Below are 21,914 nucleotides of genomic sequence, written 5' to 3' on the forward strand. Positions count from 1 at the left end.
GCGGCGGCGGATGCGCACCGTGCCTCGCAAGCGCCGCGGTTCAGCCAGTACACTTGCCCGTTCCATATCGAGTCGCTGCGGCGAGGATTCAAGTCATGACGGTGGTGAGCGTTGAGCATGCGCTGGCCGGGAAGATCCCGGCGGGCGGCGAGGTGACGGTACGCGGCTGGGTCCGCACCCGGCGCGATTCCAAGGCGGGGCTGTCCTTCGTCAACGTCAGCGACGGCTCCTGCTTCGCGCCGATCCAGGTGGTGGCGCCGGCCGAGCTGCCCAACTACGAGGCGGAAGTGAAGCGGCTGACCGCCGGCTGCGCGGTGATCGCGCGCGGGCGCCTGGTCGCCTCGCAGGGCCAGGGCCAGAGCTTCGAGATCCAGGCCGAGGCGATCGAGGTGGTGGGCTGGGTCGAGGATCCGGAAACCTATCCGATCCAGCCCAAGGCGCATTCGCTGGAATTCCTGCGCGAGGTCGCGCACCTGCGCCCGCGCACCAACCTGTTCGGCGCGGTGACCCGCATCCGCAACTGCCTGGCGCAGGCGGTGCACCGCTATTTCCACCAGAACGGCTACAACTGGATCAGCACCCCGATCATCACCACCTCCGACGCCGAAGGCGCCGGACAGATGTTCCGCGTGTCGACCCTGGACCTGGCCAACCTGCCGCGCGACGGCAAGGGCCAGGTCGATTTCGGCCGCGACTTCTTCGGCAAGGAGACCTTCCTGACCGTGTCCGGCCAGCTCAACGTCGAGGCCTACTGCCTGGCGCTGAGCAAGGTCTACACCTTCGGCCCGACCTTCCGCGCCGAGAACAGCCACACCACCCGCCACCTGGCCGAGTTCTGGATGATCGAGCCGGAGATCGCCTTCGCCGACTTGGCCGAGGACGCGCGGGTCGCCGAGGACTTCCTCAAGTACCTGTTCCGCGCGGTGCTCGAGGAGCGCGGCGACGACCTGGCGTTCATCGCCGAGCGCGTGGACAAGACCGCGATCAGCAAGCTGGAGGCGTTCATCAACTCGCCGTTCGAGCGCATCGAGTACGGCGATGCGATCACGCTGCTGCAGAAGTCCGGGCACAAGTTCGAGTTCCCGGTGGAATGGGGCCTGGACCTGCAGACCGAGCACGAGCGCTGGCTGACCGAGCAGCACGTCGGCCGCCCGGTGGTGGTGACCAACTACCCCGAGCACATCAAGGCCTTCTACATGCGCCTGAACGACGACGGCAAGACCGTGGCGGCGATGGACGTGCTGGCCCCGGGCATCGGCGAGATCATCGGCGGCAGCCAGCGCGAGGAGCGCCTGGACGTGCTGGACACGCGCATGGTGCAGTTCGGCCTGGATCCGCAGCACTACGGCTGGTACCGCGACTTCCGCCGCTACGGCACGGTGCCGCACGCCGGCTTCGGCCTGGGCTTCGAGCGCCTGGTGGTCTACATCTGCGGGCTGAGCAACATCCGCGACGCGATCCCCTACCCGCGCGCGCCGGGCAGCGCCGAGTTCTGAGGACATGGCCGACGCCGACGCCACGGTGACCATGTACCGGCCGCTGGGACCGGAGGAATTCGCGCTGGTGCGCGATTCCGGGTTCCGGCGCTGGCCGCCGCGGCTGCCGGAACAGCCGATCTTCTATCCGGTGACCAACCAGCGCTACGCCGAGGAGATCGCCGGGCGCTGGAACGTCAAGGACAGCGGGGTCGGCTACGTGGCGCGGTTCGCGGTGCGCGCGGCGTTCCTGGCGCCCTATCCGATCCAGAAGGTGGGCGGCGCGCAGCACACCGAGTGGTGGATCCCGGCCGAGGCGCTGGAGACGCTGAACGACAATATCGTCGGCCTCATCGAGATCGTGGCGCGCTTCGATGCTCCGCTTGAGGAGACCTCGGCATGATCCTGTTCTTCGCGCTGTGCTTCGTCGGCGTGGCCATCGCCGGGTTCAGCGCGTTCCTGATCTTCTGGCCGCTGACCCTGGTGCATATCCGCGACCGGCATCCGCCGCTGGTGGCTGAATTCGGGCCCGGCGCGTTTCTCAAGCCGGTGGCGCTGGGCTGGTTGCTGGCGCGGCGCTACCGCCCGCTCGGCGACCGCTCGCTGTCCGGGCTGGCGACCCCGGCCTGGCTGTCGCTGCTGACCATCTTCTTCGGCCTGGGCATGGCCGCCCTGCTCTGGCTGCTTTCCCTGGTGATTCCATGACTTCAGACGCTTCCGCCGCCGATCGGTGGTACCTGGCCAGCCTCGGCCGCATCCTGGTGTGGGCGCGCCTGCGCGTGCGCGAAGCCGGCACCGCCGAGGTGCTGGACAGCGACGGCAACACGCTCAGCTACGACAGCGAGGACACCGCGCAGGCGGCATTGTTCGACGCCGAGTTCGTCGCCTTCGACGGCCTGGACGAGGACGACGCGCTGGCGCGCGGGTTCTCGCTGCACGAAGTGGCGCCGCCGCAGGCCGACAACGATGCCGCGCTGCGCGGACGCATGACCCAGACCCTGGGCACGCGCGCCTGAGCCGCCGATGCACGTCCCGCCGGCGTTCGCCGAAACCGACCTGGGCGCGCTAGACGCGCTGATCGCGCGCGATCCGTTCGTCACCCTGGTCACCGTCGCCGACGGCCTGCCCTGCGCCACGCCGCTGCCGGTGCTGTACCGGCGCGACGGCACGCGCATCGTGATCGAGGGCCACTGGGCGCGCGCCAACCCGCAGTCGCGGCATGCCGGCCCGGCGCTGCTGATCGTGCACGGGCCGCAGGCCTATGTGTCGCCGGGCTGGTATCCGGACAAGGAGGCGATGGCGCGCGTGCCGACCTGGAACTACGCCACCGCGCACCTGCATGGCCGGTTGCAGGCCAGCGACGACGAAGCGCTGCTGGCCGACATCGTGGCCCGGCTCAGCGAACGCCACGAGCGCGCGCTCGGCAGCGACTGGCGCTACGAGCCGCACAACGAGGCGCACCGGCGCCAGTTGCGCGGCATCGTCGGCTTCCGTTTCGAACCGGAGCGGGTGGAACTGAAGTTCAAGCTGAGCCAGAACCACCCGCCAGCGAACGCGACGGCGGTGAGCGCGGCCTTGCAGGCGCAGGCCGATCCTGGCGCGCAGGCGGTGGCCGCATTGATGCGCGAGCGCTTGCAACGGCGCTGACGGCGCCTGCGTCCGCACACGAGCGCGGGCGCGCCGCACGTCCCGACCAACATACGCCGGCGTGTGTCCGCGCCGATGAACCGCGCCACGCCCGCCGCCGCCGCGACCCGCCCATGTGTGCGCCTGCTTCTGGAATAATGCGCGGCTATGAGCAAAATCGATCAGCTACTGCACAACAACCGTGCCTGGTCCGAGCGGATCAATCGCGAGGATCCGGACTTCTTCGGCCGCCTGTCCAAGCAGCAGACCCCGGAATACCTGTGGATCGGCTGCTCGGATTCGCGGGTGCCGGCCAACCAGATCATCGACATGGCGCCGGGCGAGGTGTTCGTCCATCGCAACATCGCCAACGTGGTCGTGCATACCGACCTCAACTGCCTGTCGGTGATCCAGTTCGCGGTGGAAGTGCTGAAGGTGCGGCACATCCTGGTGGTCGGCCATTACGGCTGCGGCGGCGTGCATGCCGGCCTGACCCGCGCCCGCCTGGGCCTGGTCGACAACTGGATCCGCCACGTCACCGACGTGGCCGAAAAGCACGAAGGCTGCCTGCAGCAGGCCGGCGACCTGACCCTGCAGCACGCCCGCCTGTGCGAGCTCAACGTGCTCGAGCAGGTGGTCAACGTCAGCCGCACCTCGATCGTGCGCGACGCCTGGGCCGCCGGCCAGGAGCTGACCGTGCACGGCTGGGTCTACAGCCTGCGCGACGGCCGCGTGCACGACCTGGGCATGGAACTGGAGCGGATCGAGGACCTGGCGCCGCGCTACGATGCCGCACTGGCGCGGATCTGCCAGGACCGCGAGGATCGCTGATCCGGTGCCGGCGCCCGCGCCGACACGACTGCCCAAGGACACCGCATGCTCCCCGCCCCGCTCAACCTGCACGCCTGGATCGACGAACACCGGCACCTGCTGAAACCGCCGGTGGGCAACAAGTGCATCTACGCCGGCGACTTCATCGTGATGGCGGTCGGCGGGCCGAACGCGCGCTCGGACTTCCACTACGACGAAGGCCCGGAGTGGTTCTACCAGCTCGAAGGCGAGATGGTATTGAGGATCCAGGAAGACGGCGCAGTGCGCGAGATCCCGATCCGCGCCGGCGAGACCTTCCTGCTGCCGCCGAAGGTCCCGCATTCGCCGCAGCGGCTGCCCGATTCGGTGGGCCTGGTGATCGAGCGCCGCCGCCTGCCGCACGAGAACGACGGCCTGCAGTGGTATTGCGAACGCTGCAACCACCTGCTGTACGCAGAATATTTCCCGCTGCGCAATATCGAGACCGATTTTCCGCCGGTATTCGCGCGCTTCTACGCCTCCGAGGCGCTGCGCACCTGCGGCCGTTGCGGACAGCTGCACCCGGTGCCGGCGCCCGTCGCCGCGCCGTGAGCGCACCCTCGCCGACCGTCGCGCCGGGCTGCGATGCTGCATAGCCTGATCGCGCTGAAGCCGCGCGACGTCCCGCTGCGCGTCGCCCTGCGCAACACCTTCGCGGTGGTCGCCCCGCTCGCCGTGGGCGTGGCCAGCGGCCATGCCGAACTGGGCCTGGCGATGGCCACCGGCGCGCTGAACACCATGTTCTCCGACCAGCCCGGGCCGTACCGCGCGCGCATGCAGCGCATGCTGATGGCGGCGCTCGCCGCCGGCGGCGCGGCGCTGCTGGGCATGCTGATCGGCGCGCATACCCCGGCGCTGGCGCTGGCGGCGCTGCTGCTGGGCCTCGGCGGCGGCCTGTTGGTGGCGCTGGGCCCGGTCGCGGCGCGGGTCGGGCTGACCAGCATGATCCTGCTGGTGGTCAGCGCCGACGTGCGCCTCCCCGCGGCACAGAGCGTCGGCGTGGCCGCGCTGATCTTCGCCGGCGGCGTGCTGCAGATGCTGATGGCGCTGGCCGCCTGGCCGCTGCAGCGCTACCGCCCGGAGCGGTTCGCGCTGGCCGAACTGATGCGGCAGCTGGCCGGCATCGCCCGCCAGCGGCCGAGCGCGACGCTGGCGCCGCCGGCCACCGAAGCGGTGCTCGAGGCGATGGTGATGCTGCACGGCGAGCACCGTTCGCGCGGGCTGGCGGTGCAGTCGTTCCGGATCATCGCCGAGCTGTGCGAACGCGCGCGACTGGAACTGCTGACCCTGACCGACCTGCACGGGCGCCTGGACGAAGCCGCCGCAGCGCGGCTGCCGATCGAGCGCGTGCTGGAACGCAGCGCGGTGGTGCTGGACCAGCTCGCCTACGCGCTGGACAACGCCGAAGACCCGGCCGCGGCGGAGGCCTCGATGACCGGCTTCGACGATCTGGCCGAGGCGCTGGCGCAGGCCCAGGCGCAAGCGCAGGACACCCGCGAGCGGCGCCTGCTGCGCATTGCCGTGGCCCGCGCGCAGGGCCTGGGCGGGCAGCTGCGCGCGCTGGTGCGCAACGGCCACTGGGCCAGCAGCCGCGGCGAGATCCAGGCCGAGCTGGCCGAGGCCCGCTTGCCGGCGGCGCTGCGCCCGCTGGCGCCGCTGCAGACCCTGCGCGCCAACCTCGGCTTCTCCTCGGTCGCGTTCCGGCATGCCTTGCGCTGCGGCGTGTGCCTGAGCCTGGCGGTGCTGTTCGAACGCTGGCAGGCGATCCCGCACGGCTACTGGATCCCGATGACCACGGCGATCGTGCTCAAGCCGGATTTCGGCGGCACTCTCAGCTTCGGCGCGTTGCGCGTGGCCGGCACCTTCGCCGGGCTGGTGCTGGCTACCGTGCTGGCCCACTTCACGATGGACGGCGCGGTGGTGCGGCTGCTGTTGCTGACTGTGTTCTGCCTGGGCTTCCGCCTGCTGACCCAGGTCAACTACGGCCTCGGCGTGGCCTGCCTGACCGGCATGCTGGTGTTGCTGCTGTCGTTCGAAGGCATGGCCCCGGGCGAGGCGATCGGCGAACGCATCCAGGCCACCGTGCTCGGCAGCGCGCTGGCGCTGGTCGCCTATGCGCTGTGGCCGACCTGGGAGCGGCGGCATATCCGCGCCACCCTGGCGCAGCTGTTGCTGGCCTATCGCGACCATCTCGCCGCGCTGCTCGAAGGCCGCCTGCAGGCGCTGCCGGAGACCCGCGCCGCGTCGCGTACCGCGCGCACCAACGTACAGGCCTCGATCGAGCGCCTGCGCGGCGAACCGCGGCGCAAGCGCAACCTGCGCGAACTCAAGCTGGCCGAATCGGTGCTGGCCAACGGCAATCGCCTGATCCGCGCCTCGCTGGCGCTGGAAGCGGTGCTGCGCGACAGCCCGGCGTTGCCGCCGCTGCCGGAACTGGCGCAGTTTCGGCAGCAGGCGCATGCGGCGCTGACCCAACTGGCCGACAGCCTGCGCAGCGGCACCCCGCCGCCGCAGGCGACCTTGCGCAACGACGAACGGCGCCTGGCCGAGGCGCTGGCCGCGCATCTGCAGGAAGCCAGCGACGGCTCGGCGCTGGCCGCGCTGGCCGACACCGGCGACCGCGTCGCCGACAGCGTCGGCACCCTCACCCACCTGTTGCGCAGCGCCATGCTGCCGGCCACCGCCACGCCCGCCGACGAAGCGCTACGCCGCGACCGGTAGACTGTGCCCTCGTCCTGTTACCCGCTGCCGATGAACGAGATCCTGACCCGCAACCACGCCACCGCGCTCGATGCCGCCGACCCGCTGCGCGAGCTGCGCCGCGAATTCCTGTTCCCGCAGCACCAGGGCGCCGACCAGGCCTACTTCGTCGGCAATTCGCTCGGCCTGCAGCCGCGCGGCGCGCGCGCCGCGGTGCAGGAGGTGCTGGACAAGTGGTCGACGCTGGCGGTGGAAGGCCACTTCACCGGCGACACGCAGTGGATGACCTACCACGAACTGCTGGCCGCGCCGCTGGCGCAGCTGGTCGGCGCGCTGCCGCACGAAGTGGTGGCGATGAACACGCTGACGGTGAACCTGCACCTGCTGATGGTCAGCTTCTACCGCCCCACCCGCGAGCGCCCGGCCATCCTGATCGAGGCCGGCGCGTTCCCGTCCGACCAGCATGCGCTGGCCTCGCAGATCCGCTTCCATGGCTTCGACCCGGCGACCGAACTGATCGAAGTGCAGCCCGACGGCGCCGACGGCACCGTGTCGCTGGCGGCGATCGAGCGCGCGATCGCCGAACACGGCCCGCGCCTGGCGCTGGTGCTGTGGCCGGGCGTGCAGTACCGCACCGGGCAGGCCTTCGACCTGGACGCGGTGGCGCGGCTGGCCCGCGCGGCCGGCGCCGCGGTCGGTTTCGATCTGGCGCATGCGGTCGGCAACATCCCCTTGACCCTGCACGACACCGCGCCCGATTTCGCGGTGTGGTGCCACTACAAGTACCTCAACGCCGGCCCCGGCGCGGTCGCCGGCGCGTTCGTGCACGAGCGCCATGGCCACGGCGACACGCCGCGCTTCGCCGGCTGGTGGGGCCACGACAAGCGCACCCGCTTCCAGATGCGGCCGGAGTTCGTCGCCGCGCCCGGCGCCGACGGCTGGCAACTGAGCAATCCGCCGATCCTGAGCATGGCGCCGCTGCGCGCCTCGCTGGAGCTGTTCGAACGCGCCGGGCTGCCGGCGCTGCGGCGCAAGTCGCTGCAGCTGACCGGCTATCTGGAAACGCTGATCCGCGCGCGCCTGGCCGAGACCCTGCAGATCGTCACCCCGGCCGACCCTGCGCAGCGCGGCTGCCAGCTGTCGCTGCGCGTGATCGGCGGCCGCGAACGCGGCCGTGCGCTGTTCGAGTACCTGCAATCGGTCGGCGTGCTCGGCGACTGGCGCGAGCCGGACGTGATCCGGATCAGCCCGGTGCCGCTGTACACCCGCTATCGCGACGTCTACCGCTTCGTCGAGGAAGCGGAAACCTGGGCCGGCGTCTGAGCCGCCCCCTCCTGCGCGGCCCCCGCCGCGCGTCATGCCGGATTTCTCCTTGAGCGCCTCCCCCCGCAGCATCACCCTGATCGGCGCCGGCCTGGCCGGTTCCCTGCTCGCCATCCTGCTCTCGCGCCAGGGCTGGCGCGTCACCGTCTACGAGCGCCGCGGCGATCCGCGCATCCAGGACTACGAGCGCGGCCGCTCGATCAACCTGGCGCTGGCCGAGCGCGGCCTGCACGCGCTGCGCCAGGCCGGCGCTGACGCCGCGGTGATGGCCAAGGCGGTGATGATGCGCGGGCGCATGGTGCATTTCGCCGACGGCCGCCAGCAACTGCAGCGCTATGGCCGCGACGACAGCGAAGTGATCTGGTCGGTGCACCGCAACGACCTCAACATCACCCTGCTGCAGCTGGCCGAACAGGCCGGCGCGCAGATCCACTTCTACCGGCGCCTGCACACGGTGGACTTCGACGCCGGCTACGCGCGCTTCATCGACGACCGCGACGACCAGCCGCACGACATCCGCTTCCGCAGCATGATCGGCGCCGACGGCGCCGGCTCGGCGCTGCGCGCGGCGATGCAGCGCAAGTCGCCGATGGCCGAGCACACCGAGTTCCTGGACCATTCGTACAAGGAACTGGAGATCCCGCCCAACCCCGACGGCAGCTTCCGCATCGAGGCCAACGCGCTGCACATCTGGCCGCGCGGGCACTACATGTGCATCGCCCTGCCCAACGACGAAGGCACCTTCACCGTCACCCTGTTCCTGCCGAACGAAGGCGAGCCCAGTTTCGCCACCACCCGCAGCGGCGCGGAAGCCCTGGCGCTGTTCCAACGCGACTTCGCCGATGCGCTGCCGCTGATGCCGCAACTGGCCGAGCACTGGGAACAGCACCCGCCGGGCCTGCTCGGCACGCTACGCCTGGAACGCTGGCACCTGGACGGGCGCGCGGTGCTGCTCGGCGATGCCGCGCATGCGATGGTGCCGTTCCACGGCCAGGGCATGAACTGCGCGTTCGAGGATTGCGTCGCCCTGGCCACGCACCTGCAGCGCGAACCGGACCTGGGCCGCGCCTACGCGGCTTTCGAGGCAGAGCGCAAGCCCAACGCCAGCGCGATCCAACAGATGGCGCTGGAGAACTACATCGAGATGCGCGACCGCGTCGGCGATGCCGGCTTCCTGCTGCAGCGCGAGCTGGAACAGGCGCTGCAGGAGCGCCACCCGACCCGCTTCGTGCCGCACTACACCATGGTCACTTTCCTGCGCACGCCGTACGCGCTGGCGTTGGAGCGCAGCGAGATCCAGCGCCAGATCCTGGTACAGGCCACGCAGGGCCACAGCGACCTGTCGCGGATCGACTGGGCTTGGCTGGAACGCACCGTGCACGATCGCCTGGCACCGCTGGACGGCGCGCATTGAGCCTGTGTGCCTTACCCTGTAGGAGCGGCTTCAGCCGCGACCGGCATTACCGGTAGCGTTGGCCGCGGCTGAAGCCGCTCCTGCAAAAGCCAGCCCGCACGCACCACCCACACCGCTCTGGTCCGACCATGCCCGACAGCTTTCTCTTCTACGACCTGGAAACCTTCGGTGCCGATCCGCGGCGCACGCGCATCGCCCAGTTCGCGGCGGTGCGCACCGATGCGGCGCTGAACGTGGTCGAGGAGCCGGTCAGTTTCTTCGTGCAGCCGGCCGACGACCTGCTGCCCTCGCCGATCGCCACGCTGATCACCGGCATCGCCCCGCAGCAGGCCCTGCGCGACGGGGTCAACGAGGCCGATGCGTTCGCGCGCATCGCCGAGCAGATGGCGCGGCCGCAGACCTGCACGCTGGGCTACAACTCGCTGCGCTTCGACGACGAATTCGTGCGCCACGGCCTGTTCCGCAATTTCCACGATCCGTACGAGCGCGAGTGGCGCGGCGGCAATTCGCGCTGGGACCTGCTGGACATGCTGCGGCTGATGCACGCGCTGCGCCCGGACGGCGTGGTCTGGCCGCAGCGCGAGGACGGCGCCACCTCGTTCAAGCTGGAACAGCTGGCGCTGGCCAACGGCGTGCGCGACGGCGACGCGCACGAGGCGCTGTCCGACGTCTATGCCACCATCGGCATGGCGCGGCTGTTCCGCGAGCGGCAACCGCGGCTATGGGACTACGCGCTGAAACTGCGCGACAAGCGCTTCTGCGGCGGCCTGCTCGACGTGGTGGCGATGCAGCCGGTGCTGCACGTGTCGATGCGCTATCCGGCCGCGCGCCTGTGCGCCGCGCCGGTGCTGCCGCTGGCGCGGCATCCGCGCATCGACAGCCGGGTGCTGGTGTTCGACCTGGAAGGCGATATCGAGCCGCTGCTGCGCTACACCCCGGAGCAGATCGCCGACCGCCTGTACACCCCGCAGGCCGACCTGCCCGAAGGCGAGCAGCGCATCCCGCTGAAGGAAGTGCACCTGAACAAGGCACCGGCGCTGGTCGCCTGGTCGCACCTGCGCGATGCGGATTTCGCGCGCCTGCAGATCGACCCCGCGCAGATCCTGGCCAAGGCCGCGCGCCTGCGCGAGGCCGGGCCGGAACTGGCCGAGAAGGTCCGCCGCGTGTTCGGCAACGAACGCGCGGCGGCCCCGGCCGACGTGGATGCCTCGCTGTACGACGGCTTCCTGGCCGACACCGACAAGCGCGCGATGGCGCAGGTGCGTGCGACCCCGCCGGCACAGCTGGCGCCGCTGGAAACCGGCTTCCGCGATCCGCGCCTGCCCGAGCTGTTGTTCCGCTACCGCGCGCGCAACTGGCCGCAGACGCTGTCCATCGTCGAGCAGAACCGCTGGGACGATTACCGGCGCCGGCGCCTGCATGGCGACAGCGGCCTGTCCGAACTGGGCCTGGACGGCTACTTCGCGCAGCTCGCCGATTTACGTCTGGCTCACTCCGATGATGCTACCAAGCAAGCCCTGCTCGATCAGCTGGCCGCCTGGGGCCAGGACCTGCAACGTACCCTATGACTTCTTATTTCAGCGACGCCAGCTTCAAGTTCCTGCGTGCCCTGGCGCGGCACAACGACAAGGCCTGGTTCAACGACAACCGGCACAAGTACGAGGAGCACGTGCGCCAGCCGTTCCTGCGCCTGATCACCGACCTGCAGCCGGACCTGGCCCAGGTCAGCGACCATTTCCGCTCCGACCCGCGCGGCGTCGGCGGCTCGCTGTTCCGCATCCATCGCGACGCGCGCTTCTCCCACGACAAGTCGCCGTACAAGACCTGGCAGGGCGCGCGCCTGTTCCACGAGCGGCGCAAGCAGGTGCCGGCGCCGTCGTTCTACATCCACCTGCAGCCGGGCGAGAGCTTCGTCGGCGCCGGTCTGTGGCATCCGGAGCCGGACACGCAGCGCAAGGTGCGCCAGTTCATCTTCGACAACCCGGGCAGCTGGAAAGCCGCCGCGCACGCGCCGAAGCTGCGCCGCCGCTTCGATTTCGAGGCCACGGAAATGCTGGTGCGGCCGCCGCGCGGCTTTCCCGCCGAGTTCGAGTTCATCGACGACCTCAAACACAAGAACTGGGTGTTCTGGCGCCAGCTCGACGACGCCACGATGACCGGGCCGAAGCTGCGCTCGCTGGTGGCGGCCGATCTGCAGACGCTGGCCCCGTTCGTGGACTATTTGTGCGCGGCCCTGGATCTGGAATTTTGAGGCAGTCCGCTTTCCCTGTAGGAGCGGCTTCAGCCGCGACAGGCATCATCGGTAACGCCTGTCGCGGCTGAAGCCGCTCCTACAAAAGATGCATCCGCACCGAGGCACACGATGAAAAAATGGCTGGCCTTGCTGTTCCTCGCCCTGCTCGCGCTCGGCGGCTATGTCGTCGCCGGGCCCTACCTGGCGATCCGCGGCATCAGCCAGGCGTTGGAACAGCGCGATGCGGCGGCGCTGGAGCGCTACGTCGACTTCCCCACCCTGCGGGTCAACCTGAAGGCGCAGGTCGACGATGCGTTGCTGCGCCGCGCCGGGCCGGACCTGCAGGCCGGCCTGTTCGGCGGCGCGCTGCTGTCGCTGGCCGGCAGCGTCAGCGGCATGGGCGTGGATGCGATGGTCACCCCGGCCGGGATCGGCGCCTTGCTGCAGGGCGACGCGCTGTGGAAGCGCGCCAGCGGCGACACCGTCGGCGGCGACACCTACGCCGCGCCGCGTCCGCCGCAACCGTTGCGGCAGGCCGAGCACCGCTTCGAATCGACCTCGCGCTTCGTCGCCACCCTCCACACCGCCGACGGCACCGCGGTGCCCTGCGTGTTCACCCGCGACGGGCTGCGCTGGAAGCTCAGCAACATCCTGCTGCCGTTGTAGGAGTGGCTTCAGCCGCGACATCGACGCCGGAAGAAGTCTTCAATCGCAACTGATGGCCCGAGGCCACCCGGAGTCACTACAGGAAGCTTGCGACCAATCCGGTGGGTGCAGGCCTTACACCCACCCACAAAGTGCCGAAACCATAGCGGCTTCCAACTCTGCTCGTCGCGACTGAAGTCGCTCCCACAAGGACTTGCGGCAAGCCGGCTAGCCGCACTGTGGGAGGGACTTCAGTCCCGACTGCTCGATGCTTCCGGACCAACAAGGCAAGCGAACCAAGATGGTATCCGCCTCTGCCCGTCGCGACTGAAGTCGCTCCCCACAAGGACTTGCGGCAAGCCGGCTAGCCGCACTGTGGGAGGGACTTCAGTCCCGACTGCTCGATGCTTCCGCACCAACAAAGCAACCGAACCAAGATGGTATACGCCTCCGCTCATCGCGACTGAAGTCGCTCCCACAAGGACTTGCGGCTAGCCGGCTGGCTGCACTGTGGGAGGGACTTCAGTCACGACTGCTCGATGCATCCGCCCCAACAAGGCATCGGAGCCAAGAGGGTATCCGCCTCCGCTCATCGCGACTGAAGTCGCTCCCACAAGGACTTGCGGCAAGCCGGCTGGGTGCACTGTGGGAGGGGCTTCAGTCCCGACTGCTCGATGCATCCGCCCCAACAAGGTACCGGAGCCAGGATGGTATCCGCCTCCGCCGGTCGCGATCGAAGCCGCTGCCACAGTGACGGGCGGCATATCGCAGCGACGCGCCGCTCAGCGGCGCCAGGCGGTCGTTTCGAACGCCTGCTGCACGCGCCGGAACGGTACGCGCAACTGCCAGCGCGCCGACCACGGCAGGTGCGCCAATGCCGCACGCGCGTCCAGCACCGGCAGATCGCCGGTCCAGGCGAACACCACGTGGTTGTCCAGTTCCGGCTCGTCCATGCGCAGCACCCGGCCGCCGAAGATCTTGCGCAGGTGCGCCACGTGCTGGCGGGTGTCGGTGTCGTACAGGTTCACCACCAGCACGCCGCCGGGCGTCAGCGCGGCATGGCAATCGTCGTAGAAACCGCGCGTGCGCATCGCCGCGGGGATGCCGTCGGCATCGTAGGCGTCGAGCAGCAGCAGGTCGTAGCGGCCGCGGCGCTGCGGCAGCAGTTGCGCACCGTCGCCGCGCAGCGCCTGGAAACGCGCGTCGTCGGCCGGGATGTGGAAGGCGTCGCGCAGCGCCAGCACGTCGGCATCGGCCTCGATCGCCTCGATGCGCGCCTGCGGCAGATGCCGGTAGCAGAACTTGGCCTGCGAGCCGCCGCCCAGGCCGACGATGCCGATGCAGCGCGGCTCCGGCCGCAGCAGCAGAGCGCCGAGCATGCTGCGGGTGTAGTCCACTTCCAGCACGTGCGGCCACCAGGTGAGCATCCGGCTTTGCGTCACCTCGCCCTTGAACTGCAGGCTGGTGTAGCGCCAGCCGCGCTCCACGTACGGCCGTCCCGGGCGCAGCGCCTGCGTCTGCGCGCGGTCCGGCCGCAGCAACTGGCGCAGCGTGGCCCAGCGGCCTGCGCCGCCGCCGGAGGCCGCGCTCACGGCTTGGCGATGAGGTTGGCCACGCCGTGCGGCACGTGCCCGGCGGCCACCCGCTCGCGCGCGGCGCTGTCGATGTTGTGCTGCGAGTCGTCGAAGAAGATGTCGGCGCCGAACGCCTGCAGGAACGGCCCCTTGTGGCGGCCGCCCAGGAACAGCGCCTCGTCCAGGCGCACGCCCCATTCGCGCAGCGTGCGGATCACCCGCTCGTGCGCCGGCGCCGAGCGCGCGGTGACCAGCGCGGTGCGGATCGGCGAGGCTTCGCCGGCCGGGAACGCGGACTGCAAGGCATGCAGCGCGGACAGGAAATTGCGGAACGGCCCGCCGGTCAGCGGCTCGCGCGCGTTCTCGCGCTCGTAGCGGCCGAACGCCTCCACGCCCTGCTCGCGCGAGAAGCGCTCGCCCTCGTCGCCGAAGATCACCGCATCGCCGTCGAAGGCGATGCGCAGCTGCGTGGATAACCGCTCCGAATCGATCGCTCCGGCCGCCGCGGCCGCTTCCTGCGCATGTTCGCCCGGCGGCTTGGGCAGGATCGTCGCCGCGGCGATGCCGTGGCTCAGCGCGCGCCGCACCGATTCCGGATTCGCCGACAGGAACAGGTCGGTGCCGAACGGCTTGACGTAGGGCCAGGTGGCCTCGCCGGAGGTGAAGGTGGCGCGGACGATGCCCAGCCCGTAGTGCTGGATCGAATTGAAGATGCGCAGCCCGGTATCGGCGGAATTGCGCGACAGCAGGATCACCTCCACCGGGGGCGTCTCCGGCGGCGTGCCCTGGTTCAGCGCCAGCAGCTTGCGCACCACCGGGAACGCCACGCCCGGCGCCAGCACATCGTCCTCGCGCTCGCGCTGGTACGCGCTGTACGCCTCCACTCCCTGCTGCTCGAACAGGGCATGGCCCTCTTCCAGATCGAACAGGGCACGCGAGGTGATCGCGACGGTTAGCAGGCGGGGGGAGTTGTCGGACATGGGAGCAGGGATTCGGAATTGGGGATTCGGGATTGGCAAAAGCGGCTTACTGGAGCGGAACGTAAAGGAGTAGAGCGTCGGAGCGGCAGACCCGCTGTTGCGAATCCCCAATCCCGACTCCCCAATCCCCGCTTTCAAACCATAAATTGCTCGCTCAAGATCCGCTCCTCCAGGTTGTGCTCCGGATCGAACAGCAGGGTGACCAGGCGGTCGCGCGATTCGCGGATGGTGACTTCGACCACGTCGCGGGTTTCGTGCGAGTCGGCGGTGACGCTGACCGGGCGCTTGTACGGATCGAGCACGCGCAGGCGCACTTCGGTGTCGGCCTTGAGGATCGCGCCGCGCCAGCGCCGTGGCCGGTACGGGGCGATCGGGGTCAGCGCCAGGGTGTGCGACCCCAGCGGCAGGATCGGGCCGTGCGCCGAGGAGTTGTAGGCGGTGCTGCCGGCCGGCGTGGCCACCATCACCCCGTCGCAGATCAGTTCGTCGACCCGGGTCTGACCGTTGAGGTCGATGCTGACGTGCGCGGCCTGGCGGGTCTGCCGCAGCAGCGACACTTCGTTGTAGGCCAGCGAACCGGTGGTGGTGCCGGACTCGGTCTGCGCCAGCATCTCCAGCGGCCGCAGTTTGGCCGGCTCGGCCTGCGCCAGCCGCACCACCAGATCGTCGTCCAGATACTGGTTCATCAGGAAGCCGACCGTGCCCAGCTTCATGCCGAACACCGGTTTGCCCAGGCCGCCGTGACGATGCAGGGTCTGCAGCATGAAGCCGTCGCCGCCGAGCGCGCACAGCACATCGGCGTCGGCCGGCGCATGGTCGCCATAGCGCGCGATCAGCTGATCGCGCGCCGCGAGCGCGGCTGGCGCGGTGCTGGCGAGGAAACAGATGCGGGGAGAAGACGGCAGGACAGGAACGTTCATGCCGCGATCATACCCGGCACGCCGTTACGCGCGCGCGGCCATCCCGGCGGCGCCGACGCTAGCGTCCGGACGCGTAATCATCGTAGACGGTGCGCGCGGCCTGTTCCTGCATGTCCTGGCGGACCGATGCCGGCACGACGGCGATCAGGCGTTCGCGGACCTGCTGCGCCAGCTGCGCGGACTTGATGTCGCCCATGCCCTCGCCCTGCCGCGCATCGGCCAGACATAACCAGTACCAGGCGCGTGCGACATCCCGGCATGACTGCGGACCAAAGGCCTGGATCCAGGCCAGTTCGGGTTCCCAGCCCGCGCCCTCGCGCCAGCCGCGCGCGCCCCATTGCGCCAGCAGCGCGGCATGATCCGGTTCGGCGCCGACGCCCAGAAAGCAGCGGCGGCCATATTCGCGGTAGGCGACGCTGAAGCGATTGTCCAGCCAGGTGCGGGCGTAGACCGCGCGCTTCAATGCGGCCAGCGCCGCGACCGGCTCGCCGCTGGCATCCAGGTGCAGAAACCAGGCATACGCGGCATCGCCGAAGGATTTCCTGGACAGCGCGCGCAGCGGCGCCAGGTTGCCTTGCCGCTGTTGCTGCAACGCACGCTGCAGCCGCACCTCCAGCGAAGGCCGCCGGGCCAGGAGCACCAGCAGCAGCACGACGAACGCGGGAATCAGAAGGTAGAGCATGGTCTCTGCCGGCGCGAAGCCGCGGAACGCGAAGCGGACGGTACGCGGGGAACCGGACCGGCCAGCGCCAGGGCAAACGGCCCCGCGGGCATGGCCATGGGCATCATGCGACGTGCGCCGGCATCGCGACAAGCGCGACGCCTGCGATCACACCCCTTTCGTGAAAGAGGCATGGCGACGGCCGCAGCGACCGGGCCGCAGGACCCGGCGCTGCCGACCTGCGCGTCGGGCCCGCGTCGCGGGCCCGCGCACGGGTCACACCCCGTGCGCCGCCAGCTGGCCCAGCCGCTGCACCGCCACCGACACCGTCGGGTAGTCCAGCGCCTTCTGCGCCGACAGCTCCTGCAGCATGTTCAAGGTGAAGCGCAGGCTGCTGTCGTCGCGCTGCAGCCACTGCTGCACCTTGGCCTCGGCATTGCCGCCCGGCAACGCCAGGGCCTGCCCGGCCAACGCGCTGTGGTGCTTGGCCAGTTCGTCGCGCAGCACGCCGCGGGCCACCGCATGCCAGCGGCCGTTGACCTCCAGCGCGTCGATCTGCTCGAACAGCCACGGCAGCTGCAAGGCCTCGCCGAGGCGGAAATGCACCTTCGACACTTCCACCGGCTTGAGCTTGCGGGTGCGCGCCATCTCGATGATGTCGAACGCCGGCTCCAGGAAGCGCAGTTCCGACAGCTGCTGCGCCAGCGCCGGCGGCAGGCCCTTGTCCTGCCATTCCTGCACCAACGCCTCGTACAGCGGACGCTGCGAGTCCGACAGCACGCCGGAGGCGACACGGATGTCGTTGAACGGCTCGTGGTAGCGCTCCACCGCCGCGGTGATGCCGGGCATCGGACCGGGACGGAACAGCAGCCAGCGCACGAACGCGCGCTGCAGCTTCCAGATCACTTCCAGCGCATCGATCTGCACCGACTCGGGCACCTGCCCGTCCAGCGCGTCGATCTGCGTCCACAGCGCGCGCGCGTCCAGCGTCTCACGGCTGATCGTGTACGCCTTGGCCACCTCGCCGATGCTGCGCCCGGTGTCTTCCTGCATGCGCATCAGGAAGGTCGCGCCCATGCGGTTGATGGTGGTGTTGGTGACCGCGGTGGCGATGATCTCGCGCTTCAGGCGGTGCCGCTCCATCGCATCGGCGTACTTCTTCTGCAGCGGCTGCGGGAAGTAGCGCTGCAGCTCCTTGGACAGGTACGGGTCCTCGGGGATGTCCGATTCCAGCAGCTGCTGGAACGCGACCAGCTTGGAGTAGGACAGCAGCACCGCCAGCTCCGGCCGGGTCAGGCCCTGGCCGCGGGCCTTGCGCGCGGAGATCTCCGCGTCCGACGGCAGGTATTCGATCTGCCGGTCGAGCAGGCCCTGCGCTTCCAGGGTGCGGATGAAGTGCTGCTTGGAGCCCAGGCGCTTGACGCTCATCCGCTCCATCAGGCTCAGCGCCTGGTTCTGGCGGATGTTGTCCCACAGCACCAGCTCGGCGACCTCGTCGGTCATCGACGCCAGCAGCGTGTTGCGCGCCGCCACGGTCAGCTTCTTGGCCTGCACCACGTCGTTGAGCAGGATCTTGATGTTGACCTCGTGGTCGGAGGTGTCCACGCCGGCCGAGTTGTCGATGAAGTCGGTGTTGAGCAGCACCCCGACCTGCGCGGCCTCGATGCGGCCGAGCTGGGTCAGGCCCAGGTTGCCGCCTTCGCCGACGATCCTGCAGCGCAGCTCGCCGCCGTTGACGCGCAGGCCGTTGTTGGCGCGGTCGCCGACATCGCCATGGGTCTCGCTGGCGGCCTTGACGTAGGTGCCGATGCCGCCGTTCCAGAACAGGTCCACCGGCGCCTTGAGGATGGCGTTCATCAGCTCGTTCGGCGAGAGCTGCTTGACGCCCGCTTCCAGGCCCAGCGCCTCGCGCACCGGCGCGCTGATCTCGATCGACTTCAGCGTGCGCGGATAGAGGCCGCCGCCGGCGCTGATCAGCTTGGCGTCGTAGTCGGCCCAGCTGGAACGCGGCAGCTTGAACAGGCGTTCGCGCTCGGCGAACGAGGCCGCCGGATCCGGCGTCGGATCCAGGAAGATGTGGCGGTGGTCGAACGCGGCCAGCAGGCGGATGTGCCGCGACAGCAGCATGCCGTTGCCGAACACGTCGCCGGACATGTCGCCGATGCCGACCACGCTGAAGTCCTCGCTCTGGCAATCGCGGCCCAGCGCGCGGAAGTGGCGCTTGACCGACTCCCAGGCGCCGCGCGCGGTGATGCCCATGCCCTTGTGGTCGTAGCCGACCGAGCCGCCGGAGGCGAACGCGTCGCCCAGCCAGAAGCCGTGGTCGATCGCCAGCCCGTTGGCGATGTCGGAGAACGTGGCGGTGCCCTTGTCGGCGGCGACCACCAGGTACGGATCGTCCTGGTCGTGGCGCACCACCTGCGGCGGCGGCACGATCTTGCCGCCGACGATGTTGTCGGTGATGTCGAGCAGGCCCTGGATGAACAGCTTGTAGCAGGCGATGCCTTCGGCCAGCACCGCGTCGCGGTCGCCGCCGGCGGGCGAGCGCTTGCAGAAGAAGCCGCCCTTGGCGCCGACCGGCACGATCACCGTGTTCTTGACCATCTGCGCCTTGACCAGGCCCAGCACCTCGGTGCGGAAATCCTCGCGCCGGTCCGACCAGCGCAGGCCGCCGCGCGCCACCGCGCCGAAGCGCAGGTGCACGCCTTCCACGCGCGGGCCGTACACGAAGATCTCGCGGTACGGGCGCGGCTTGGGCAGCTCCGGCACCTTGGCCGAATCGAGCTTGAAGCTGATGCAGTGGCCCAGGCCGCCGTCCTTGCCGGTCTGGTAGTAGCTGGTGCGCAGGGTCGCTTCGATCACGCCCTTGAAGCTGCGCAGGATGCGGTCCTCGTCGAGGCTGGCGACCTGGTCGAACAGCTTCAGCAGCGCGGCATTGGCCGCCTCCAGCTGCGCATCGCGGTCGCCGCGGCGCGCGTCGATCACCGGTTGCAGCGCCTTCAGCGCGCCTTCGTCGCCGGCCGCCAGCAGGTGCAGCTGCGCCGTCAGCGCGGCCTGGCCGTCGGCGATCTGCGCCTTGCTCTCGTTGCCGGTGGCCGGATCGAAACGCGCTTCGAACAGTTCCACCAGCAGCCGTGCCAGCAGCGGATAGCGCGTGCAGGTCTCTTCGACGTAGGCCTGCGAGAACGGCACCCCGGTCTGCAGCAGGTATTTGCAGTAGCCGCGCAGGATCGCCACCTGGCGCCAGCCCAGGCCGGCGCCGACGATCAGGCGGTTGAAGCCGTCGTTCTCGGCATCGCCGCGCCAGATGCGCACGAACGCCTCGCACAGCGGCGCGTCGGCGCGTTCGACGTCGATGCTGCCGGCCAGCGGCTCCACTTCGAAGTCCTGGATGTACAGCAGCGTGCCGTCCACGGTCAGCCGGTACGGGCGTTCGGAGATCACCCGCAGGCCCAGGTTCTCCATCATCGGCAGCACGTCCGACAGCGGCAGGTCGTCGCGCTGGCGATACAGCTTCAGGCGCAGGCTGTCGGCGCCGTCGCGGCGCAGCGACTGCAGGCTCAGGTGCAGGTCGTCGGGACCGCGCAGCGCGGCCAGGCGCTCGACGTCGCGCGCGGCGATCTGCGCGGTCGATTCCTCGATGTAGCCGGCCGGCAGCGCGCGGCCGTAGTTGGCCGCCAGGCGCAGGCCGTCGCGCTCGCCGCGGCTGGCGACCAGCGCCTCGCGCAGGTCGTCCTGCCAGTTGCGCAGCAGGTGCGCCAGGCGCGCTTCCAGTTCGGTGGTATCGAATTCCAGCGCTTCGCCGGGCTTGGGCCGCACGATCAGGTGCAGCTGCGCCAGCGGCGATTCGCCCAGCACCACGCTGGAATCGATGTATTCGCCGTGCAGCGCGTCCTTCAGCAGGGCCTCGATGCGCAGGCGCACGTCGGTGTTGAAGCGCTCGCGCGGGATGTACACGAGTGCGGAAATGAAGCGGCCGTACTTGTCGCGGCGCAGGAACAGGCGGCTGCGCACCCGCTCCTGCAGGCCGAGGATGCCCATCGCGGTGCGGTACAGCTCCTCCTCGTTGGACTGGAACAGTTCCTCGCGCGGCAGCGTCTCCAGGATGTGGCGCAGCGCCTTGCCGCTATGGCTGCTCGGGGTCAGCCCGGACTTGCGCATCACGTAGTCGTGGCGCTCGCGCACCAGCGGGATCTCCCACGGCCGGCGGTTGTAGGCGCTGGACGTGAACAGGCCGAGGAAACGCTGCTCGGCGACGATGCGGCCCTTGGCGTCGAACTCCAGCACGCCGATGTAGTCCATGTAGCCGCTGCGGTGCACCCGCGAGCGCGCGTTGGTCTTGGTCAGGATCAGCGCTTCCTTGATCCCCGATTCGCTGAGGCCGTGCGCGGCCAGGGTGCGCACCGGGCGCGCCGGCGACTTGTCGTGGCCGCGCAGCAGGCCCAGGCCGCTGTCCTCCAGCGGCGCCAGCACGTCTTCGCCGCCCTGCTTCTCGACCCGGTATTCGCGGTAGCCGAAGAAGGTGAAATGGTCGGCCGCGGCCCAGCGCAGGAATTCCTGCGCCTCGCGCCGGCCCTTGTCGTCCACCGGCAGGCGCCGCGTGGTCAGGTCGTCGGCCAGGGTCAGCATCTTCTCGCGCATGCCGCTCCAGTCGCGCACGATGTTGCGCACCTCGCCGAGGATGCGCTGGATCGCCGCATCCACCCGCGGCATGTCCTCCGGCGGCTGCCGGTCGATCTCCAGCAGCATCAGCGATTCCGGCTTGCCCTCGCCGACCGTCTCCAGCTTGCCGCCCTTGTCGCGGCTCATGCGCAGCACCGGGTGGCCGAGCACGTGCACGCCGATGCCCAGCTCCGACAGCGCCATGCTCACCGAATCCACCAGGAACGGCATGTCGTCGTTGACGATCTGCAGCACCGTGCGCGAGGACTCCCAGCCGTCTTCCTTCAGGCTCGGATTGAACACCCGCACGTTGAACGTGCCCGGCTTGCGCTTGCGCGCGAACTCCAGCATCGACGCCGCCAGCGCGGCCCATTCCGGCGCGCTGTGGTGGGGGAACTCGTCCTCCTCCATGCGCTTGTAGAACTCCTCGGCGAAGGCCTGCGCCTCGGCCTGGCGGCCGCCCGGATAGCGCTGGCGCAGGGCCGCGTACACCGGCTCCAGGCTGAAGCCGCCGGCGGAAGCGGCCGGCACGGCGTCGATCACCCGCGAATTGGCGGTGGCGCGCGCCGCGCCGCGCTTGTTCGCGACCGGTGCGGCCTTGGCCTGCTTGGCCGACGGCTTGGCGGACGCCTTGGACGAGGGGGAAGCGGGCTTGGACGCGGACTTGCTGGAGGATCCGGCCGAGGACGTGCTGGAACGGGAAGCGTCTGATTTGGGTTTCATGACGGGGAGCAACAACGATGCTCGTTGGGAAAGCCAGAATTGTACCGGTGGCGCGTTCAACTACCTTGCTGCATGGCGCAAACCAGCGCCGGGAACGAAACGACGCGCCATATCGGGCAAAGTCGCGCG

18 protein-coding genes are annotated in these 21,914 nt (G+C 69.8%); 13 read left to right on the forward strand and 5 right to left on the reverse strand.

Features of this window, described 5'->3' with window-relative positions; translation table 11 throughout:
- Window positions 1-95 precede the first annotated feature (95 nt).
- The 13 genes from asnS (at window position 96) to HDC36_RS05435 (ending at window position 12,286) form a co-directional block, all read left to right on the forward strand.
- A complete protein-coding gene (gene asnS / locus HDC36_RS05375; protein WP_179565055.1) occupies window positions 96-1,496 on the forward strand; it encodes an asparagine--tRNA ligase in 1,401 nt (466 codons plus the stop codon).
- A gap of 4 nt (window positions 1,497-1,500) precedes the next feature.
- Window positions 1,501-1,878, forward strand: coding sequence for an ADP-ribosylation/crystallin J1 (locus HDC36_RS05380; RefSeq protein WP_179565057.1), 378 nt, complete (start codon window positions 1,501-1,503; stop codon window positions 1,876-1,878).
- A complete protein-coding gene (locus HDC36_RS05385) occupies window positions 1,875-2,180 on the forward strand; it encodes a hypothetical protein (RefSeq protein ID WP_179565059.1) in 306 nt (101 codons plus the stop codon). Before HDC36_RS05380 ends, HDC36_RS05385 begins: the two co-directional genes overlap by 4 nt.
- Window positions 2,177-2,491: a hypothetical protein gene (locus HDC36_RS05390; RefSeq protein WP_179565061.1), complete on the forward strand. Its 315-nt coding sequence runs from the start codon at window positions 2,177-2,179 to the stop codon at window positions 2,489-2,491. Before HDC36_RS05385 ends, HDC36_RS05390 begins: the two co-directional genes overlap by 4 nt.
- Before the next feature lie 7 nt (window positions 2,492-2,498).
- Window positions 2,499-3,122 carry an FMN-binding negative transcriptional regulator gene (locus HDC36_RS05395; RefSeq protein ID WP_179565063.1) on the forward strand — a complete coding sequence of 208 codons (624 nt, stop codon included), beginning with the start codon at window positions 2,499-2,501 and terminating at the stop codon, window positions 3,120-3,122.
- 147 nt (window positions 3,123-3,269) lie between these two features.
- Window positions 3,270-3,932 (forward strand): carbonate dehydratase, encoded by a 663-nt coding sequence (gene can, locus HDC36_RS05400; protein WP_058197164.1) that lies wholly within the window; start codon window positions 3,270-3,272, stop codon window positions 3,930-3,932.
- A gap of 45 nt (window positions 3,933-3,977) precedes the next feature.
- Complete coding sequence (locus HDC36_RS05405) at window positions 3,978-4,502, forward strand: 3-hydroxyanthranilate 3,4-dioxygenase (protein ID WP_179565065.1); 525 nt, start codon at window positions 3,978-3,980, stop codon at window positions 4,500-4,502.
- A 33-nt stretch (window positions 4,503-4,535) separates the two neighbouring features.
- Complete coding sequence (locus HDC36_RS05410) at window positions 4,536-6,671, forward strand: FUSC family protein (protein WP_179565067.1); 2,136 nt, start codon at window positions 4,536-4,538, stop codon at window positions 6,669-6,671.
- A gap of 30 nt (window positions 6,672-6,701) precedes the next feature.
- Window positions 6,702-7,973: a kynureninase gene (kynU, locus tag HDC36_RS05415; protein WP_179565069.1), complete on the forward strand. Its 1,272-nt coding sequence runs from the start codon at window positions 6,702-6,704 to the stop codon at window positions 7,971-7,973.
- A 34-nt stretch (window positions 7,974-8,007) separates the two neighbouring features.
- Complete coding sequence (locus HDC36_RS05420) at window positions 8,008-9,387, forward strand: NAD(P)/FAD-dependent oxidoreductase (RefSeq protein WP_179565071.1); 1,380 nt, start codon at window positions 8,008-8,010, stop codon at window positions 9,385-9,387.
- A 128-nt stretch (window positions 9,388-9,515) separates the two neighbouring features.
- Window positions 9,516-10,955, forward strand: a complete 1,440-nt coding sequence (sbcB, locus tag HDC36_RS05425) for an exodeoxyribonuclease I (RefSeq protein ID WP_179565073.1) — start codon at window positions 9,516-9,518, stop codon at window positions 10,953-10,955.
- On the forward strand, window positions 10,952-11,638 hold the full coding sequence (locus HDC36_RS05430) for a DUF2461 domain-containing protein (protein WP_179565075.1): 687 nt from the start codon (window positions 10,952-10,954) through the stop codon (window positions 11,636-11,638). Before sbcB ends, HDC36_RS05430 begins: the two co-directional genes overlap by 4 nt.
- Before the next feature lie 111 nt (window positions 11,639-11,749).
- Window positions 11,750-12,286: a DUF2939 domain-containing protein gene (locus HDC36_RS05435; protein ID WP_179565077.1), complete on the forward strand. Its 537-nt coding sequence runs from the start codon at window positions 11,750-11,752 to the stop codon at window positions 12,284-12,286.
- A gap of 761 nt (window positions 12,287-13,047) precedes the next feature.
- Here HDC36_RS05435 and HDC36_RS05440 read toward each other — a convergent pair.
- The 5 genes from HDC36_RS05440 to HDC36_RS05460 form a co-directional block, all read right to left on the reverse strand.
- Complete coding sequence (locus HDC36_RS05440; RefSeq protein WP_179565079.1) at window positions 13,048-13,857, reverse strand: transferase; 810 nt, start codon at window positions 13,855-13,857, stop codon at window positions 13,048-13,050.
- Window positions 13,854-14,819 carry a 5'-nucleotidase gene (locus HDC36_RS05445; protein WP_179565081.1) on the reverse strand — a complete coding sequence of 322 codons (966 nt, stop codon included), beginning with the start codon at window positions 14,817-14,819 and terminating at the stop codon, window positions 13,854-13,856. Before HDC36_RS05445 ends, HDC36_RS05440 begins: the two co-directional genes overlap by 4 nt.
- Window positions 14,820-14,953: 134 nt before the next feature.
- A complete protein-coding gene (locus tag HDC36_RS05450) occupies window positions 14,954-15,724 on the reverse strand; it encodes an NAD kinase (protein WP_179565650.1) in 771 nt (256 codons plus the stop codon).
- Between the two features lie 73 nt (window positions 15,725-15,797).
- A complete protein-coding gene (locus tag HDC36_RS05455; protein ID WP_179565083.1) occupies window positions 15,798-16,421 on the reverse strand; it encodes a hypothetical protein in 624 nt (207 codons plus the stop codon).
- 255 nt (window positions 16,422-16,676) lie between these two features.
- On the reverse strand, window positions 16,677-21,785 hold the full coding sequence (locus tag HDC36_RS05460) for an NAD-glutamate dehydrogenase domain-containing protein (RefSeq protein ID WP_179565085.1): 5,109 nt from the start codon (window positions 21,783-21,785) through the stop codon (window positions 16,677-16,679).
- Window positions 21,786-21,914: the final 129 nt, after the last annotated feature.

This window comes from Xanthomonas sp. JAI131 (assembly GCF_013410075.1).
GTDB lineage: Bacteria > Pseudomonadota > Gammaproteobacteria > Xanthomonadales > Xanthomonadaceae > Xanthomonas_A > Xanthomonas_A bonasiae.

Coding starts and splice junctions, on each gene's coding strand:
- HDC36_RS05420 (WP_179565071.1), top strand. CDS start 8,008: ATGCCGGATTTCTCCTTGAGCGCCTCCCCCCGCAGCATCACCCTGATC.
- HDC36_RS05430 (WP_179565075.1), top strand. CDS start 10,952: ATGACTTCTTATTTCAGCGACGCCAGCTTCAAGTTCCTGCGTGCCCTG.
- HDC36_RS05390 (WP_179565061.1), top strand. CDS start 2,177: ATGACTTCAGACGCTTCCGCCGCCGATCGGTGGTACCTGGCCAGCCTC.
- HDC36_RS05435 (WP_179565077.1), top strand. CDS start 11,750: ATGAAAAAATGGCTGGCCTTGCTGTTCCTCGCCCTGCTCGCGCTCGGC.
- HDC36_RS05380 (WP_179565057.1), top strand. CDS start 1,501: ATGGCCGACGCCGACGCCACGGTGACCATGTACCGGCCGCTGGGACCG.
- can (WP_058197164.1), top strand. CDS start 3,270: ATGAGCAAAATCGATCAGCTACTGCACAACAACCGTGCCTGGTCCGAG.
- HDC36_RS05385 (WP_179565059.1), top strand. CDS start 1,875: ATGATCCTGTTCTTCGCGCTGTGCTTCGTCGGCGTGGCCATCGCCGGG.
- sbcB (WP_179565073.1), top strand. CDS start 9,516: ATGCCCGACAGCTTTCTCTTCTACGACCTGGAAACCTTCGGTGCCGAT.
- asnS (WP_179565055.1), top strand. CDS start 96: ATGACGGTGGTGAGCGTTGAGCATGCGCTGGCCGGGAAGATCCCGGCG.
- HDC36_RS05405 (WP_179565065.1), top strand. CDS start 3,978: ATGCTCCCCGCCCCGCTCAACCTGCACGCCTGGATCGACGAACACCGG.
- HDC36_RS05395 (WP_179565063.1), top strand. CDS start 2,499: ATGCACGTCCCGCCGGCGTTCGCCGAAACCGACCTGGGCGCGCTAGAC.
- HDC36_RS05410 (WP_179565067.1), top strand. CDS start 4,536: ATGCTGCATAGCCTGATCGCGCTGAAGCCGCGCGACGTCCCGCTGCGC.
- HDC36_RS05445 (WP_179565081.1), bottom strand. CDS start 14,819: ATGTCCGACAACTCCCCCCGCCTGCTAACCGTCGCGATCACCTCGCGT.
- HDC36_RS05455 (WP_179565083.1), bottom strand. CDS start 16,421: ATGCTCTACCTTCTGATTCCCGCGTTCGTCGTGCTGCTGCTGGTGCTC.
- HDC36_RS05460 (WP_179565085.1), bottom strand. CDS start 21,785: ATGAAACCCAAATCAGACGCTTCCCGTTCCAGCACGTCCTCGGCCGGA.
- kynU (WP_179565069.1), top strand. CDS start 6,702: ATGAACGAGATCCTGACCCGCAACCACGCCACCGCGCTCGATGCCGCC.